Annotated in this window: 17 protein-coding genes and 1 pseudogene; 17 read left to right on the top strand and 1 reads right to left on the bottom strand. The window is 71.1% G+C overall.

Annotated elements, in window-relative coordinates; genetic code table 11:
• From D450_RS0122040 to D450_RS30915, 16 genes and pseudogenes are all read left to right on the top strand, one after another.
• On the top strand, positions 1-198 hold a 198-nt coding region (locus tag D450_RS0122040), incomplete at its 5' end, for a winged helix-turn-helix domain-containing protein (protein ID WP_026128708.1).
• Positions 199-539: 341 nt separating this feature from the next.
• Entirely contained in the window at positions 540-878 is a 339-nt protein-coding gene (locus D450_RS0122035) for a hypothetical protein (RefSeq protein ID WP_017540807.1), read from the top strand.
• Entirely contained in the window at positions 875-1,237 is a 363-nt protein-coding gene (locus tag D450_RS0122030) for an RRQRL motif-containing zinc-binding protein (protein WP_017540806.1), read from the top strand. Before D450_RS0122035 ends, D450_RS0122030 begins: the two co-directional genes overlap by 4 nt.
• Entirely contained in the window at positions 1,234-1,431 is a 198-nt protein-coding gene (locus D450_RS33755; RefSeq protein WP_017540805.1) for a hypothetical protein, read from the top strand. Before D450_RS0122030 ends, D450_RS33755 begins: the two co-directional genes overlap by 4 nt.
• Positions 1,432-1,501: 70 nt before the next feature.
• A complete protein-coding gene (locus D450_RS0122020; protein ID WP_017540804.1) occupies positions 1,502-1,690 on the top strand; it encodes a hypothetical protein in 189 nt (62 codons plus the stop codon).
• A 1,072-nt stretch (positions 1,691-2,762) separates the two neighbouring features.
• Positions 2,763-3,503, top strand: coding sequence for a hypothetical protein (locus D450_RS31940; protein ID WP_017540803.1), 741 nt, complete (start codon positions 2,763-2,765; stop codon positions 3,501-3,503).
• A gap of 84 nt (positions 3,504-3,587) precedes the next feature.
• Positions 3,588-5,744, top strand: a complete 2,157-nt coding sequence (locus D450_RS31935; RefSeq protein ID WP_051063636.1) for a hypothetical protein — start codon at positions 3,588-3,590, stop codon at positions 5,742-5,744.
• Between the two features lie 234 nt (positions 5,745-5,978).
• Entirely contained in the window at positions 5,979-6,182 is a 204-nt protein-coding gene (locus D450_RS0122005) for a hypothetical protein (protein ID WP_017540802.1), read from the top strand.
• Positions 6,183-6,201: 19 nt separating this feature from the next.
• Positions 6,202-6,801, top strand: coding sequence for an NUDIX hydrolase (locus tag D450_RS0122000; protein ID WP_152520889.1), 600 nt, complete (start codon positions 6,202-6,204; stop codon positions 6,799-6,801).
• A gap of 14 nt (positions 6,802-6,815) precedes the next feature.
• Positions 6,816-7,085, top strand: coding sequence for a hypothetical protein (locus D450_RS0121995; RefSeq protein ID WP_017540800.1), 270 nt, complete (start codon positions 6,816-6,818; stop codon positions 7,083-7,085).
• Positions 7,086-7,180: 95 nt separating this feature from the next.
• Positions 7,181-8,626, top strand: a complete 1,446-nt coding sequence (locus D450_RS0121990; RefSeq protein ID WP_152520890.1) for a DNA cytosine methyltransferase — start codon at positions 7,181-7,183, stop codon at positions 8,624-8,626.
• Between the two features lie 28 nt (positions 8,627-8,654).
• Complete coding sequence (locus tag D450_RS0121985) at positions 8,655-9,368, top strand: 3'-5' exonuclease (protein WP_017540798.1); 714 nt, start codon at positions 8,655-8,657, stop codon at positions 9,366-9,368.
• A gap of 303 nt (positions 9,369-9,671) precedes the next feature.
• Positions 9,672-10,005 (top strand): annotated as a pseudogene (locus tag D450_RS35765) (DnaB-like helicase N-terminal domain-containing protein); the annotation flags it as partial.
• Between the two features lie 140 nt (positions 10,006-10,145).
• On the top strand, positions 10,146-11,546 hold the full coding sequence (locus tag D450_RS0121980; protein ID WP_241483242.1) for a YfjI family protein: 1,401 nt from the start codon (positions 10,146-10,148) through the stop codon (positions 11,544-11,546).
• A gap of 285 nt (positions 11,547-11,831) precedes the next feature.
• Positions 11,832-12,044, top strand: a complete 213-nt coding sequence (locus D450_RS0121975) for a helix-turn-helix transcriptional regulator (protein WP_017540796.1) — start codon at positions 11,832-11,834, stop codon at positions 12,042-12,044.
• Positions 12,044-13,291 (top strand): tyrosine-type recombinase/integrase, encoded by a 1,248-nt coding sequence (locus tag D450_RS30915; RefSeq protein WP_017540795.1) that lies wholly within the window; start codon positions 12,044-12,046, stop codon positions 13,289-13,291. Before D450_RS0121975 ends, D450_RS30915 begins: the two co-directional genes overlap by 1 nt.
• A 113-nt stretch (positions 13,292-13,404) precedes the next feature.
• Here the strand turns inward: D450_RS30915 and D450_RS0121965 are convergent, their stop codons facing one another.
• Positions 13,405-14,556: an acyl-CoA dehydrogenase family protein gene (locus tag D450_RS0121965; RefSeq protein WP_017540794.1), complete on the bottom strand. Its 1,152-nt coding sequence runs from the start codon at positions 14,554-14,556 to the stop codon at positions 13,405-13,407.
• A gap of 90 nt (positions 14,557-14,646) precedes the next feature.
• On the opposite strand from D450_RS0121965, the gene D450_RS0121960 reads away from it, so the two are divergent.
• Positions 14,647-15,402: a TetR/AcrR family transcriptional regulator gene (locus tag D450_RS0121960; RefSeq protein ID WP_017540793.1), complete on the top strand. Its 756-nt coding sequence runs from the start codon at positions 14,647-14,649 to the stop codon at positions 15,400-15,402.
• Positions 15,403-15,529: the final 127 nt, after the last annotated feature.

Raw genomic sequence — 15,529 nt, 5'->3', positions numbered from 1 at the left:
CACCCCCCCCCGCCGCACCTGCAGGCCCGCGCCGCACAGGGCGCCTCCACCCGCCAGGCGGTCCTGGACTACATCACCGCCCACGGCCCCGGGGTGTCGACCAACCAGATCGCCGCCGACCTGGGCAAGGCCCGCTCGACGGTGCGCGAGCACCGCGACCGGCTGCACCAGGAAGGCCACCAGGTCTACGAGAACTGAGAACCCGCCCCACCGGGGCNCCCCCCCCCCCCCGGGGCCCCCCGCCGCCGGCGGGCGCCCCTCCTCGCTCCGAGGGCGAGCACCCCGCCCCGGCCCCAGCAGTCGGGGCGGGGTCCCCGCCACCCGGAGCGGCGTCGAGCAGGCGACGCGCGGCAACCCCCAAAGGGCTGCCCGCGAACCGGCCCGACCCGCTGTCCCCACCCGCCCGCCCCCTCGGGAGGCCTATGGATCCGCCCTGACCACGACCGCACCGATCGACCACCTACGCCGCCCCGGCCCGCCACGGGCCGGGGCGGCCCTGTTCCGCCTGCCACGAGATCGCCTTCGAAAGGAAGACCGCCTTGTCGACGCCCACCATCGCCGCGCCCGTTCGCCGCCTGTACAACCGCCAGGCCGAAAGCTGGGTCACCGCCTGGCCCGCCTACAACGAGTACGCCGCCTGCCCCCGGTGCCAGTCCTTCGAGTGGCTGCAGCTGCACTGGGTCGAAGGCGAGGAGGACCGCTCGCTGTTCTCCTGCGAGTGCGGCGCCACCTGGCACGATGCGAACTGGTCGACCCCCGCCTCGATGCGGCTCGTGCTCGCCCACTGCGGTCAGGGCACTGACCGCGAAGGGGTCGACCCCGACCTGCCGGCCGAGGTGCGGGCGCTGGTCGAGGACCGGCCCCGCGGCCGGAGGTGATCCCGGCCTACCGGTGGGGCTTCGCCCCACCGGAACTGGCCACTCGTACCCAGTTGCGATCCGAGGGCCTTCGCCCCGGAGGGCAGGACCCGGTTGCCGAGCTGGTGTGGCGCTCGCGCCGGGCCCGCGGCGGCTACCGCAGTGCTCTGCTCTACGAGCGGCGCCTGGCCCTTCCGGTGCGGCCCATGACGCCCGCGCGTGAGCGGGCGCTGGCCCGTGCGCTGCTGGCCCGCCACACCTGCAAGCAGTGCGGGTGGGTGTTCGAGTACTGCCTTCCCACGAGTACCGGCGGGCTGTGCCAGCCCTGCGAGCGGGCCGACGTCGACCGTGTGCTCTGCGAAGTGGGGTGGGCGGTATGACCGGCGGCTGCGCCCCGCGTATCGAGCGCACCGGCGGCTTCACCGACCGCGGCGAAGAGGCCTACTTCGCCCGCCTGGCCTGCGCCTGCGGCGCCACCGGCGAGTGGCGCGTGGGCTACTTCGGCGCTGATGAGGACCTGAACGAACACCGGCGCACCGGTCCTCAACGGCTGGAACAGCAGCCCTTGTTCTGACCTCCACGCCGCGCGCCACCCCGCCGGGCCGGAAGTCCCGGCGTCCCCTGCTCTGAGAGGAGAACTCGTCATGATCCGCGGTTTCTTCGCCCGCATCATCCCGATCGTCTTCGTCGCTGTGCTGCTCCTGTGGCTCTTCCGAGCGCCTGAGAGCGTCGCCGGACTGCTCGTCGCCGCGGTGGGGCTGGTGACCGAAGGGGCCGACGCCCTGGGGCGTTTCACCACCGCTGTGACCCCTGCGCTGGAGGGGCTGCTCTGAATCCGGCCTGACGGCCTTGGTAGCGGCCCGGCCGCCACGTCCTGGCGCCGGGCCCTCTCCCGTGGAGGTGCACATGGACACCGAGACCACCGAGGTCGCCACGCGACCCGAACCTCCCTCAGCCGATCCCGCGCCCGCAGACGACGCCCCGCAGGCCCCGGCCAAGGCCGCCCCCGAGACGCCCTCCGGAGAGGTAGCCGGGCCGCCGCCTCTCCCCCCGCTGCTGGAGATCGGCGCCTCCAACGCCGCCACGATCGGGGCGGGCGCCTGGGCCGTGGGCGGGCCGGTGGGCCTGGCGGTCGCCGCCGGGGCCGCTGGGGCCGGGACGGCCGCCTACCTGGCCAAACGTCGACGGGCCGCCAAGACCGCCGCAGCCCAGCAGGGCGGCCAATCAGCCGCTGGCAAAGGCGTCCTGCGCCGCGGCCGCGCCGCCGGGATCGGGGGCGCCACGGGACGTGCCGGACGTCTGGGCGGACTGCCGGGGGCACGCTCGGGCAAGGGCGGCTCCCGGGCCGGGGCGCCGGGACGCACGAGCGGCAAGGGCAACAACCCAAGTGGGGGCAGAACTGGCACCGCCTTCGGATCCACTTCTAAGAACGGTGCCGCCAGGGGGCTTCTCGGAGGGGCGGCCGGTGGCCGCACCCCAGGCACCCACCGCAAGCCCGGCTCGGGCGGTCTGCTCGGTGGCCGTGGACACGGTGCCGCCGACGGCCGCAAAGGCGGTCCATCTTCGTCGACGGGCTGGGGTGGCCTGTCTCCGCGTTCCAAGGCTGGATCTTCGGCTGGACGTGGCCGGAGCGGAGGCGGGGGCGGCCTGTTCGGCCGACGACGCGGACAAGGCGGGTCGTCCGGCCCCGGAGGGGGCGGCGGTCTGGCCCCGCGCAGCGGCACCCGAAACCTGCGGGGTCGGACCGGGCGAAGGCTGAGCGGAAAGGGCCTGCTACGACGCCCGTTCAGTGGCCGCTCCCGGCCTTTCAGGCCGCGTGGTGGCCGATTCCCTGCCGGTAGTCGCTGGAGGACGAGCGGACTTCTGGGACGTACTGCGGCCCGTGCCTGGCGCTCCAGTCCATCGATGGCCGCGCGGAGGCACCTGCACCGAACCTGGCGCCGCACCCGGCCGCGCCGCCAGCGCGTCGCCGCCTACCTGCGTCGGCGTGTGTGGGCACTTCAGGCCCGCGCCTGGGGCTATCGGGCGAAGTCGTGGCTGTCGGCGCTGTGGGAGCGCTGGACCGGCCGAGTCCGCAACGACACCCGGTACGGGCATGTCCGCGGTGCACAGCTGGCAGTGGCCGCGGCCGCGGTCGCCGGTATGGGCGCTCGTCCCCGCCGCTCCGAGCCTCGCGTCCTCATCGGGCGCGTGATCGGGACCAACGCCCCGTCCCCCGAGGACGGGCCCATTGCGGCCATCGGCCGAGGGCTTATGGCCATCACCATCGGAGACACCGAGGAGGAACCTGTGGCTGCACCTGTGCAGCGGGTCCGTGACGCGGCTGAAGAGCTGAAGGACGCCCTGAGCGAGTTCGGGAACATCGGGATGCTCGACTACGAGAAGGGGCTCAAGGAGCTCCCGTCGCTGTTCGAGAAATTGGCCCAAGGGCTGGACCAGATGGCCCACCGCGCCGAGGACGAGGAGCCGATCGACAGCTCGGTGATCGAGTTCTTCGACCAGATCTCCCAGGCGAGCAGGGGTGCGAGCGATGTCGCCGACGAAATGCCGGGCCTGTTCCGCGCCGCGCACGAGGCTGAGCTGGAGCGCCTGGAGAACCCCAGGCCGCACGAAGAGAAGTGGGACGTGAGCAGGCAGGACGACTAGGCATCCAGGTCAGCTGAGGGCGGGGACGGGGAGGCTCCCCGCCCTTGTCCATGCGACGACTGCGACGAGGGCCAGGAGGAAGCCGTGGCGGACGGGAAGAAGAAGTCGAAGAAGCAGAGCAAGATCAACTGGTCCCACGAGCAGGGCCCGCTCCTCGGTGCCGCCAATGCCGCGTCCGCGGCCATGGCGGTCGCCGCGGTCGGCTCGCTGCCCGAGGTCGGCATGGAGTGGTGGGTACCGGCCGCCGCCGGGGCGGTGGCGACTACCGCCTCAGTGGCTCGCGGCTCCGGTGAACAGCCGCTGCTCTCCCGCCTGTACCGGGGCGGGCGGTGGGCGGGTTTCGCCGCGTGGACCGCCTATGCCTTGGCCAGCGGCGGCCCCTGGGACGTTGCCGCGATGTCCTCGCTGGGCATCGGGGCCATCACCGCCGGTGTCCTCCAGCCGGTCAGCCGAAGCTTCGAGATCGCGGCCGAGGACCGCCGGGCGGCCGAAGGCGAGATCAAGCGGCGGGCCGGGATCGCCGGTGAGTGGGAGGCCCGCATCAACAGGATCTGCCGCTTCTCCCGCCCCGGAGTCGAGGTCAGCGACCTGGTCGAGTGGAAGATGCCCGACCCCAATAACCCGGGGGCCACTCGCAAGACCGGCATGAGCATCGTGGTGGACCTTCCCGCCGGCCAGTCGAGCTGGAAGACGATTGCGGCCAAGGCCGAGGCGCTGGCCGCGGACGCGGACCTGCCCGACGGGTGCGGCATCGAGGTCGCCTCCCACGGCTCCAGGCGGCGCGTGCTGATGCTGGTGTCCACGGTCGACGCCCTGGCCGACGACATCCCCGCCGGGGACGACTACAGCCCCCTGTCGATCTACGACGACCTTCCCACCTGCATGCACCGCGACGGCTCCTACGGCGGCATCAACCTCAAGTGGCAGGCCGGGGTGCTGATCGGCGCCACCGGGTCGGGCAAGTCCGCCCACCTGAGCCTGATCATGCGCCAGCTGCTGCGCTGCAAGGACGTGATCGTCATGGGCATTGACTTCAACGGCGGCAAGGCCTTCCGCCCGTTCCTCAAGCCGTGGCTCGAGGGGCGCGCATCCCGGCCCGCCATCGACTGGGTCGCCACCACGCCCAAGGAAGCCGAGCTGATGCTCGACTTCCTGCTCGGGGCGATCCCCGTCCGGTCCTCGGGCTATGCCGCTCTCATGGCACAGGCCAACGACGACAAGGTCCCCGCGACCCCGTCCGTTCCCCACATTCAAGTGATCACAGACGAGGCCGCCGATCTGCCCCGCAACATCAAGGGCAAGCTCGTGGAGCTGTCCAACCGGTCCCGCGGTGTCAGCATCCGCATGCTGACCTGCGCCCTGCGTGCGGTATCCGGAGGCGGTGACCAGCTCCCCAAGGAACTGATCGCCCAGGCTGCGGTCAGGGTCGCGATGCGCGTCAACGAGGACACCGAGCTTCAGCGCCTCTATGGCTACTCCCGGGGCCTGCCCAAGGCCGACGAGATGCACGCCGCCGGATACGGGCTGCTGCAGGCCGATCCTGCCCGGCTCCCCAGGCTGATGAAAGGTCTGCTGGTCAAACCCGAAGACAGCTACCAAGCAGCGCTGGCCACCGACGACCGGCGTCCGGTGATGGACGAGATCACCGTGAACGTCAACCGCGAGGCCTACGAAGAGCGCTGGGACCGAGCTCGGGACTGGCTCGGTGTGGACACGCTGCCGGCCATCCGTTCCGCCCCTTCCTCGTCCCAGGAGTCTGGTGAAGGCAGCGGCACCGCCGTCAAGGAACGCGAGCGCATCGACCTGAACTCCTTGGACCTCAAGGACGCGGCCGCGCGTGCCCGCGCAAAGCGGCGGGAACTGGAGGAGCGCAATCGCGCCCGCCGCGGCGAACCGGCGAAGGACGAGTTCGACGCCATCATCGCCGCCTCCTTCGACGCCGACCCCGACCCGCTGCCCACCGAAGACCACGGGGAGGTTCCCGAGCTGCTGAAGGTGGCCCTCCGGCTGTGCGGGGACGGCGACCGGGTCCACTACAAGGCCGTGGCCGCCGAGGCGGGCCTGGAGGCCGAGGACGTGCGCGAGCTGCTCCGGCTCATCGACATCGAGCCCTTCGACAACTCCTTCCGGTGGAACGGCACCAAGGCCCGCGGCTACTTCCGGGACCAGCTGGAGGACGCGGCCGCCCGGATCCGCCGCGGCGAACTCGCCGTCCCGCCTGAGCTTCGCGACGCAATGTAACCACGCACCCGGAACGAACCATCCGTTCCGCCCCGGAACAACCCCTGTTCCGGGGCGGAACGCGTTCCGGGGTGGAACAGCACGCGTTCCACTCACGACCTGCACTGTTCCGGCGGAACGAGCGAAAGGCGTTCCAGGGGAGCCCCCTGGCCGGCGCCCCACGGGGGCGGGATGCGGCCCCTTCCCACCCGCCCGTTCCACCGGAACACCGCACGCGCCTATCGACCACTCACTGTGACCAAAGGATCCGCCATCGATCCCGAGACAGCCCGTCTTCTCGGCTCGGGCGGGACGGCCCTGGCGTGCCTGCTGATGGCCGCCGCGGCCGACCACCGGGCTACCGACCCCGAAACCGAAGAGTTCGCCGGGCCCGCCCCAGTGATCGGAGGGCTGACCGGCATCGCCGTCGCCATGGCTGCCATCGCCCTACTCACCTGAGAGCAGAAAGGAACCACTCATGCCTTCGTTCTGCTGCGGAACCAGCGTCGGTGGACGAGTGCGCCGCACCTCCACCAACGGGCAGGAAGAGTTCGCGATCCTCTACCGGGCATGGTGGCCTATCGGGGCCGCCTTCCTCGCTGGACACGGCAAGGACAAGGACCAGGCCACCTTCCGCATCGCGGTCTGCGAGGAGGCCGACGAGGAGCTGGGCCTGAAGGTCCTAGAGGCCACCAAGGTCGTGACCGTCCACCTGCCCAACCTGTGCTCGGCGCCCCCGACCGACGCCTTCGCCTCACCGGGGCACCTGTGGACCGTCTTCGACCTGGAAGTCGCCCCCGACGCCCGCCTTCTCCCCGACCCCGAGGAGACCCGCGGCGCCGAATGGGTGACCGGCGACCGGCTCAAGGAGATGGCCGCGGCGACCATCGCCTTCGCCCACACCGGCCACCCCGCCGACGAGCAGCCGTCCGATTCCCTGGAAGCGGTCTGGGTGGAGCTGTGCCACCGGCTCGGCGACATCACGGTCTCCGACACCGACCGGGCCGCCGTGCGCCGCCTCTACAGCTCCCCGCCGCCGGAGTACTACCGCGGCGGCCGCCCTGCATCGAGCCGCTGAGCCTGGGAGGAACGATGCCGATCCAACCGGCTACCTGCTACCAGGTGACCTGCTTCAGGTGCGGGGCCGCGATGACCGACGACTACACCACCTTCGACGCCAGCTTCATCCACTTCGCCAGCTGCCAAGAGGCCATCGACGCACTCGCCGACGGCGAGTTCGGGTGGGGCCTCGCCGGCTCCGATGGCGAGCAGCCCTATTGCCCCGCCTGCCTTCAGCACTTCCGGGCCGCCCGGACCGCCCAGTGCGCCGCGCGCCTCACCGCCGACCCCATGCCGTTCTGAGTCCCTGTGGTTCGGGGCGGACCAGGTTCGGTCCGCCCCTGAACCACCCCGCCCCCGGGGTTCTTCGAGACGAAACGGAGTACGCCTTGCCTTCGATGACCGACCTGTTCTGCGGCGGCGGTGGTTCCGCGACCGGCGCTGCCGCCGTGCCCGGTGTCCAGGTGCGCCTGGCCCTGAACCACTCCCGCGACGCCGTGGACACCCACGAGGCCAACCACCCCCGAACCCTGCACGACTGCGCCGACATCTCCCAGGTCGACCCGCGCAAGTACCCCCGCACCGACATCCTGTGGGCCAGCCCCGAGTGCACGAACTACTCCAACGCCAAGGGAGTCGAGCGCGACCACGGTGAATGGGACGGCGGCCTGTGGGCCGCCGACGGCACCGACGAGGCCGCCATCCGCTCGCGGGCCACCATGTGGGACGTCCCGCGTTTCGCCGAAGCCCACGCCTACCGGGCCATCATCGTGGAGAACGTCGTGGAGAACCGCTGGTGGGGCCCCAAGCACCGCCCCGGCGCGGTCTACGAGGCCTGGGTGAACACCATGCGCGCCTGGGGGTACGAACACCGCGCGGTGTATTTGAACTCGATGTTCGCCCAGGGGCTCGGCGACGGCGCCCCGCAGAGCAGGGACCGCAAGTTCGACATCTTCTGGCCCGAGGGCGAGCGCGCCCCCGACCTGGACAAGTGGACCCGCCCCTGGGCCCTGTGCCCCCGGCACGGGCGCGTGCAGGCCCTGCAGGGGTGGAAGAGCACCAAGAAGTGCCACCCGCTGCGGCCCTGGGGGCGCTACGGGGCCAACCGCCAGTACGTGTGGCGCTGCCCGCGCACCGAGTGCCGCAACCACATCGTCGAACCCGACGTGCGGCCCGCCTCGCAGGTCATCGACTGGGAGCTTCCCGCACCCACGATCGGCGAGCGCACCGGCGAGGACGCCCTCAAGCCCGCCACCCTGCGCCGCATCAAGGCCGGGCTGGACGAGTTCGGCCGCCCCTACCTGGTGCCCATGGAGGGCCGCGACGGCAAGAAGGCCCTTCCGCTCGAGCAGCCGATGCGCACGTGTTCCACCCGGAACGAGACCGCGATCGCGATCCCGCCCTACATGGTCGAGCTGCGCGGCGGGGCCTCCTCGCACCGGGCCATCACCGCCCCGCTGTCGGCGGTCACGGCCGGCGGCCTGCACCACGGCGTGGTCTCGGCCCCGGACATGGTGCTGCCCTACTACTCGACCAGCGCCGCCCGCCCCGCCGACCGGACCCTGGGGGCCGTGACCACCGTGGAGGGCCACGCCGCCGTCTACGGCCGCACGATCAGCGACATCAGCGAGCTGCCCTTCCGCATGCTCGAGCCGCACGAGTACCAGGCCGCGATGGACTTCCCGTCCACCTACGTGCTCACCCCGCCCGACAAGCGCACCCGTGTGCGCCTGCTCGGCAACGCCGTCACCCCTTGCGCCGCCCGGGACCTGCTCGCGGCGGTGACCGAGTCCATCACCGGCGAAGAGATCGCTCCCGTTTCCGCCTACGCCCAAGCAGCCTGAGACCGACGACGAAGAAGGGCCCTAGCCCGTGTCCGACTGGCACCTGTCCCCGATGCTCGCCTTCGATATCGAGAGCACGGGCGTCGACTTCGACACCGACCGCATCGTCACCGCCGCCCTGATCCGCATCGACCCGGCGGCCGGCACCTCCGAGGCCACGACCTGGCTGGCCGACCCGGGCATCGAGATCCCCCAGGGCGCCACCGACGTCCACGGCATCACCACCGCCCACGCCCGCGAGCACGGCCGCCCGGCCCACGAGGTCACAGACGAGGTCGCCAACCAGATCGCCGCCGCGATCGACGACGGCGTCCCGCTGGTCGCCTTCAACGCCGCTTACGACTTCACGCTGCTCGACCGCGAGCTGGCCCGGCACCGGACCGGAGTGGACTTCGGAGGAAAGCTCCGCGTGATCGACCCGCACGTCATCGACAAGCAGGTCGACCGCTACCGCCGCGGATCCCGCCGCCTGGCGGACGTGTGCGCCCACTACAACATCGCGCTGTCCCAGGAGGCCGCACACGGCTGCGAGGCCGACGCCCTGGCCACCGCCCGGCTGGCCTGGCGCCTCGGGTCCACACAGCCCCATCTGGCCGCCATGGGCATCGACGAACTGCACGACGCCCAACGCGCCTGGAGGGCCGAGCAGGCCGCATCGTTGGAGGCCTACCTGCGGCGCACCAAGAACCCGCGCGAGGTCGTCGACCGCGCCTGGCCGATCATCCCGGCCACCAGCACCTGACCCGCCGACAGATCACCGCCAGATCCGCTGTCACGCCCTTCCCCTCGGAAGGGCTTTCTTCTTGCGATGGCACCCAACGGCACTCGAAGCGGCCGCCCCGCCCACCGGGGCGGCCGCTCGCATGCCCACCCGCCGATCCGCCTGGCGGTGACCAACAGCCCCGCGGCCCGCCCCGCGGATAGGAAGGACCACCCCGTGTCTCTCGCGCTCGTCCCCGAGCCTGAAGAGCAGCATCCCCACAAGAGCGGGACCGACCAGGAGCCCCCGCACGATATCCACGCCGAGCAGAGCACGCTCGGCGGGATGATGCTCTCCAAGGACGCGATCGTCGAAGTCGTCGAGATCGCCGGTTCCGGCGACTTCTACCGGCCGGCCCACCAGATGATCTTCGATGCCGTGGTCAAACTGCACGGCGACGGGGCCCCGACCGACGCGCTCGCGGTCCACAACGAGCTGGCCAAGCGCGGGCAGGCCAAGCAGGTCGGCGGTGCGCCCTACCTGCACACCCTCACCGAGGCCATCCCGACAGCGGCCAACGCGGGCTACTACGCGCGCATCGTCGCCGAAGCCGCCGTCTACCGGCGCCTGGTAGAGGCCGGGACCCACATCGCCCAGCTGGGCTATGCCGCAGAAGGGGACGCCGGCGAGGCGGCGGCGCAGGCCGAGGAGGCGCTGCGCCAGGCGCGCGAGGCCAAAGGCGTCTGGAGCGAGCCGACCCCGCTGGACGCGGTCTCCGGCCAGCTGCCCGAGTTCCCCATCGAGGCGCTCCCGTCCTGGGTGGGGCTGTACGCAGCGGCGGTCTCGGACCTGACACAGACCCCGGCCGATCTGGCCGGGTGCCTGTCCCTGGCTGCGCTGTCTACAGCTGCCTCGGGCCGGATCCACGTGGACACCGGTACATGGACCGAACCGGCCTGCCTGTACACCGTGACCGCCCTGCCGCCGGCTTCCCGGAAGTCGGCGGTGTTCGCCCACATCAACAGCCCGCTGTTCCATGCCGAGCAGAAGCTGGTGGAGCAGGCCGAGCCCGAGATCCGGGATGCGCTTCTGCAGCGCCGCGTTGCCCAGGCCCAGGCCGAGGAGGCCGCGCAGAAGGCCGAGAAGGAAGGGGGCAGCCCCCAGGCCATGGTCGAGGCCCGCGAGGCGGCCGACCGCGCCTCCGAGCTCGAGGTGCCCGCGGTCCCCAAGCTGATCGCCTCCGACATCACCCCGGAGAACCTCGCGCACCGCCTTGCCGAGCAGGACGGTCGCCTGGCGCTGCTGGCGCCCGAGGGCGGGTTCTTCGGCAACCTGGCCGGCCGCTACTCGGGCATGCCCAACCTGGACACCTTCCTCAACGCCCACGCCGGAGAGCAAATCCGCGTCGACCGGCAGGGGCGCGAGCCCGACTACATCGACGCCCCTGCGCTCACGATCGGGATCGCGCTCCAGCCCGAGGCGCTCAACGAGATCTTCTCCACGCCCGGCGGCCGCGGCCGCGGGGTGTTCGCGCGGATCCTGTACTCGCTGCCGCCCGACAACATCGGCCACCGCTCCTCCAAGAACGCGGCCCCCATCCCGGCCGAGGTCGAGGAGGAGTACCGGCACCTGCTGAAGACGATGCTCTTCAGCCTGCGCAACCTGCCCGAACCGATGACCCTGACCTTCACCGATCAGGCACGCCAGCGGCTGATGGTGCTCATGGACGAGGTCGTCGAGCCGCAGCTGCGCAGCGACGGGCGCATGGGCCAGATGCGCGACTGGGGCGGCAAGCTCGTCGGAGCCGTCGTCCGGATCGCCGCCCTGCTCCACGTGGCCGAGCACCTCGCCGACGGGTGGGGCGCCCCGATCACTCTGGAGACCCTCGCCGCGGCCGAGAAGCTCGGTGAGTACTACACCGAGCACGCGCTGGCGGTCTTCGGCCTGATGGGCGCCGACCCCGTGCACAACGCGGCCCGCAAGGTCCTGGACTGGCTCGAGGCGAACCCGCGCCGCCAGGTCACCCACCGCGACCTCTACAACGGCGTGCGCTGCCGGGACATCCCCAAGTCCTCCGACCTGGAGGCCCCGGTCGGCATGCTCATCGACCTGGGATGGCTCCGCCTGGCACCGCCGCCGGCCGAGAAGAAGCGCGGCCGCCCCAGCAAGACCTACCTGGTCCACCCCAAGCTCCGACAGAAGGAGGAGAACCCTGCCTGAAGAGCACGAACACCGAAACGGAGCGGCCCCGGGCCCAACTCGCCAAAGCCCAGCCCGAGGCCACCGAACCACCCCCGAAAAGAAGGAGGAGGCACCTCCCACTATGAAGCACCCTCCGTCCCGCCGTCTCCGGCTGGTCAAGATCCGACTGTCCGGTGCTCCGGAGGACATCGAACAGGTCGTCGAACTGATCCGGTCGCACCTTCCCGCCAGCGAGCCCTCCAGGCCTTACCCGAACCGTCGTGACCCTGCCACCGTCCGCGTGTATCTGGAGGTCAGCCCCGAATGAGCCCAGTCACCCGACAGAAGCAGCGCTCCCAAGCGGCCGACTTCGAGTCTCTCTGGACCATCGATCAGGTGTCCGCCTTCCTGGGGCTTCCCAAGAAGACGCTCTACCAGTGGAGGCACAAGGGGTACGGCCCTCGCTCACACCGGGTGGGCAAGCACGTCCGCTACTTCCCCGAAGAGGTCCGTAGCTGGGTGGAGGCGCAGGGCTGATGGCACACGTCAAGGACCTGTGGTGGAAGACAGTAAAGGGCCCGGACGACGAACCGATCCAGGTGAAGACCGCCCGCTTCGGCAAGGGCAAACGGTGGCTCGCCGTGTGGCACGACCAGTACGGGCAGGAGAAGAGCAAGGCCTTCAAGACGAAGGACCCGGCCACGAGGCACGCCAACGCCATGGAGACGGACGTGGCGCGGGGCGAGTACATCGACCCGAAAGCCGGGGACAGGCTCTTCGGGGACTTCGCGAAGAGCTGGTTCAACACCGTCACCGTGGATCCGTCGAGCGAGATCCGATACGAGAGCGTCTACCGGCTGCACGTGGGACCGCGCTTCGACAAGCGCAAGGTCAAGGCAATCCGGCCCTCTGAGATCCAGGCATGCCTCAAGGAGCTCGAGGAGGCCTTCAGCTCATCCCTGGCCGCTACGGCGCTGCTGGTGATCCGCGGGGTCTTGGAGCTCGCGGAAGCTGACGAGGCGATCAAGAAGAACCCGGTGAAGTCGAAGATCGTCCGGCAACCGAAGTGGCAGGGCCGCGACGTCAAGGTGTGGAGCGACGCCCAGGTGTCGGACATCGTCAGCGACCACCCGGCGCCACTCCTGCCGATGCCGGTGATCGCCGCGGGCTGCGGCATGCGGCAGGCCGAGATCTTCGGCCTCGCGCTCGAAGACCTGGACTTCCGAGAGTCCGTCATCCGGGTGAACCGCCAGATCAAGAAGCTGGGGAAGGACCACGTCTTCGCCCTGCCCAAGAACGACAAGACCCGCACCGTGCCGATGCCGGCCAACGTCGCGACCGTCCTGAGGCAGCACATTCGGCAGTACCCGCCGCAGGACTACACGCTGCCGTGGGAGAAGGTCGACGGAGAGCCCCACACGGTGCGGTTGCTCTTCCGCTGGCCCGCCGACGACCAGCACGTACGGGCGCGCAACTACAGCGAGACGATCTGGAAGCCGGCGATCGCCGCTGCGGGGATCATCCCGCCGCCCGCGACCGACAGTCGTGGGCGGAAGCGGTATGAGACGACCAGGAGGGAGGGGATGCATCAGCTACGCCACTGGTATGCCTCGGTTCAGCTCGATGCCATGGTCTCCGTCGTCGCGCTGGCGTCCTACCTCGGGCACGATCCGAAGGTGACCCTCTCGATCTACGGCCACATGCTCCCGAGCGCGGACGAGCGCTCCCGCAGTGCGATCGACAACCGCTTTGAAGGCTCCGGCCTCGTTCCTGACGGAACATAGACGGAACAGACCCGTTGGCACTCATTGGAGCGAGCGCCAAGCAAGCCCTGGTCGCCTGAGGCTCCCCGACCGGGGAGGCGCGGTGCGACCAGGGCTTTTTTGCTTCTGAGGACTTACTTCAGCAGCTGGCGGGCCATCACCATGCGCTGGATCTGGTTGGTGCCCTCGTAGATCTGGGTGATCTTGGCGTCGCGCATCATGCGCTCGACCGGGAAGTCCTTCACGTAGCCGGCGCCGCCGAGGAGCTGGACGGCGTCGGTGGTGATCTCCATGGCGGCGTCGGAGGCCTGGCACTTGGCGGCCGCGCCGAAGAAGGGCAGGTCGGCGTCGCCGCGCTCGGACTTGGCCGCCGCCGCGTAGACCATCTGGCGGGCGCTCTCCAGCTTCATCGCCATGTCGGCCAGCATGAACTGCACGCCCTGGAACTCGGCCACGGCCTTGCCGAACTGCTTGCGCTCCTTGACGTAGGCCACGGCGGCGTCCAGGGCCCCCTGGGCGATGCCGACGGCCTGGGCGCCGATGGTCACCCGGGTGTGGTCCAGGGTGCGCAGGGCGATCTTGAGGCCCTCGCCGACCCCGCTCGCGCGGCGCTCGTCGGGGATGCGCACGTCGTCGAAGAACAGCTCGCGGGTGGGGGAGCCCTTGATGCCGAGCTTGCGCTCGGGCTCGCCCAGGGTGAAGCCCGGGTCGTCCTCGTGCAGCACGAAGGCGGTGACGTTGCTGCCGCGCTTGCCCTCGGGGTCGGTCACCGCCATGACGGTGTAGTACTTGCTCACGCCCGCGTTGGTGATCCACGACTTCTGGCCGTTGACCACCCACGAGTCGCCGTCCCGGACGGCCTGGGTGCGCATGCTCGCGGTGTCGGAGCCGGCCTCGCGCTCGGACAGCCCGTAGGAGAACATCGCCTCCCCGCGCGCCACCTCCGGCAGGTAACGTCTCTTGACCTCCTCCGAGGCGCCCAGGATGAGCGGCATGGTGCCGAGCTTGTTCACCGCCGGGATGAGCGAGGAGGAGCCGCAGGCGCGCGCGACCTCCTCGATCACGATGCACGTGGCCAGCGCGTCGGCGCCGACGCCCTCGTACTCCTCGGCGATGTGCGGGGCGTGGAAGTCGGTCGCGCGCAGCGCGTCGTAGGCCTCCTGGGGGAAGGCGCTGTTCTCGTCGGCCGCGGCGGCGTGCGGCGCGATCTTGTCCTCGGCCACCGCGCGCACCGCGTCGCGCAGCTCCTCGTGTTCCTCGGCGGTGGTGAACAGGTCGAAGCTCATCGGCCCTCCCGGGGCTGGGTGTGGCACTGAGTGCCTGATACTGGCATTAAGTGACAGCGTACGTTATCGGGAGGAAGACGGAGGAGGGGCATGGCCGACGGCACGGGCAGGACCGGTACGGACGGCGGCGGGGGGCGCCCCGCCGGGCACGAGGTGGTCGCGGCCGCCGTGCGGCTCTTCGAGCGGCGCGGCTACGAGGCCACCACGATGGGCGACGTCGCCGAGGAGGCGGGGCTGAGCCGGCGCAGCCTCTTCCGGCGCTTCGGCACCAAGGACGACATCCTCTTCGCCGAGCACGAGGAGCTGTACGAGGGGGTGCGGCGGTTCCTGGACGCCGCCCCGGGCGACGACCCGGTGGCCACGGTGACCACCGCCGCGCGCATGGTCTTCCAGGGCTACGCCGCCGAACCGGACACCTCCGTGCGCCGCTTCCGCCTGGTCCGGGCGGTGCCGCGGCTGCGCGACCGGGAGATCGCGATGACCGCGCGCTACCAGTCCGCCTTCCGCCGGTACCTGGCCGGCGGGGAGCGGGACACCGAGCGCGCGCTGGCGGCCGAGGCCGTGGCGGCCTCGGTGATCGCCGCGCACAACCACGTGCTGCGCTCCTGGCTGCGCGAACCGGAGCACCCGGTCCCCTGGGACCGGTTCGACCGGGCGATGGCGTTCGTCACCGAGGGCCTGGCCGACGTGCTCCGCGGCGCGCCCGCGCGGCCGCGCGGCGGGGAGGAGGTCGTGGTGGCGGTCTATCCGGCCGGGACCTCTCCCGACGAGGTCGCGCGCCGGGTGCGCACAGCGCTCGATCCGGGCGATCCTCCCCCTGCGGTAGATTCGCGTGGGCGCATCTGACCAGCGCCGGAACGGACCTGCCGGAGGCAACGGGGAGGCGACACGGTGACCGCGACGACGCAGGGCGAAGGCGCCAGGACCGCTCAGGAGGTTGTGGCCGAGGCGGGTCGGCGGCGCACGTTCGCGG

This window comes from Nocardiopsis halophila DSM 44494 (genome assembly GCF_000341245.1).
GTDB lineage: Bacteria > Actinomycetota > Actinomycetes > Streptosporangiales > Streptosporangiaceae > Nocardiopsis_A > Nocardiopsis_A halophila.
The sequence above is the reverse complement of the archived record's forward strand: the minus strand, read 5'-3'. Positions and strand labels throughout refer to the sequence as shown.

Excerpts from the sequence above, each read along its gene's own strand:
- D450_RS0121990 (WP_152520890.1), top strand. The coding sequence starts at position 7,181 with ATGACCGACCTGTTCTGCGGCGGCGGTGGTTCCGCGACCGGCGCTGCC.
- D450_RS0121995 (WP_017540800.1), top strand. The coding sequence starts at position 6,816 with ATGCCGATCCAACCGGCTACCTGCTACCAGGTGACCTGCTTCAGGTGC.
- D450_RS33755 (WP_017540805.1), top strand. The coding sequence starts at position 1,234 with ATGACCGGCGGCTGCGCCCCGCGTATCGAGCGCACCGGCGGCTTCACC.
- D450_RS31940 (WP_017540803.1), top strand. The coding sequence starts at position 2,763 with ATGGCCGCGCGGAGGCACCTGCACCGAACCTGGCGCCGCACCCGGCCG.
- D450_RS0122000 (WP_152520889.1), top strand. The coding sequence starts at position 6,202 with ATGCCTTCGTTCTGCTGCGGAACCAGCGTCGGTGGACGAGTGCGCCGC.
- D450_RS0121965 (WP_017540794.1), bottom strand. The coding sequence starts at position 14,556 with ATGAGCTTCGACCTGTTCACCACCGCCGAGGAACACGAGGAGCTGCGC.
- D450_RS0122020 (WP_017540804.1), top strand. The coding sequence starts at position 1,502 with ATGATCCGCGGTTTCTTCGCCCGCATCATCCCGATCGTCTTCGTCGCT.
- D450_RS0121960 (WP_017540793.1), top strand. The coding sequence starts at position 14,647 with ATGGCCGACGGCACGGGCAGGACCGGTACGGACGGCGGCGGGGGGCGC.
- D450_RS0121975 (WP_017540796.1), top strand. The coding sequence starts at position 11,832 with ATGAGCCCAGTCACCCGACAGAAGCAGCGCTCCCAAGCGGCCGACTTC.
- D450_RS30915 (WP_017540795.1), top strand. The coding sequence starts at position 12,044 with ATGGCACACGTCAAGGACCTGTGGTGGAAGACAGTAAAGGGCCCGGAC.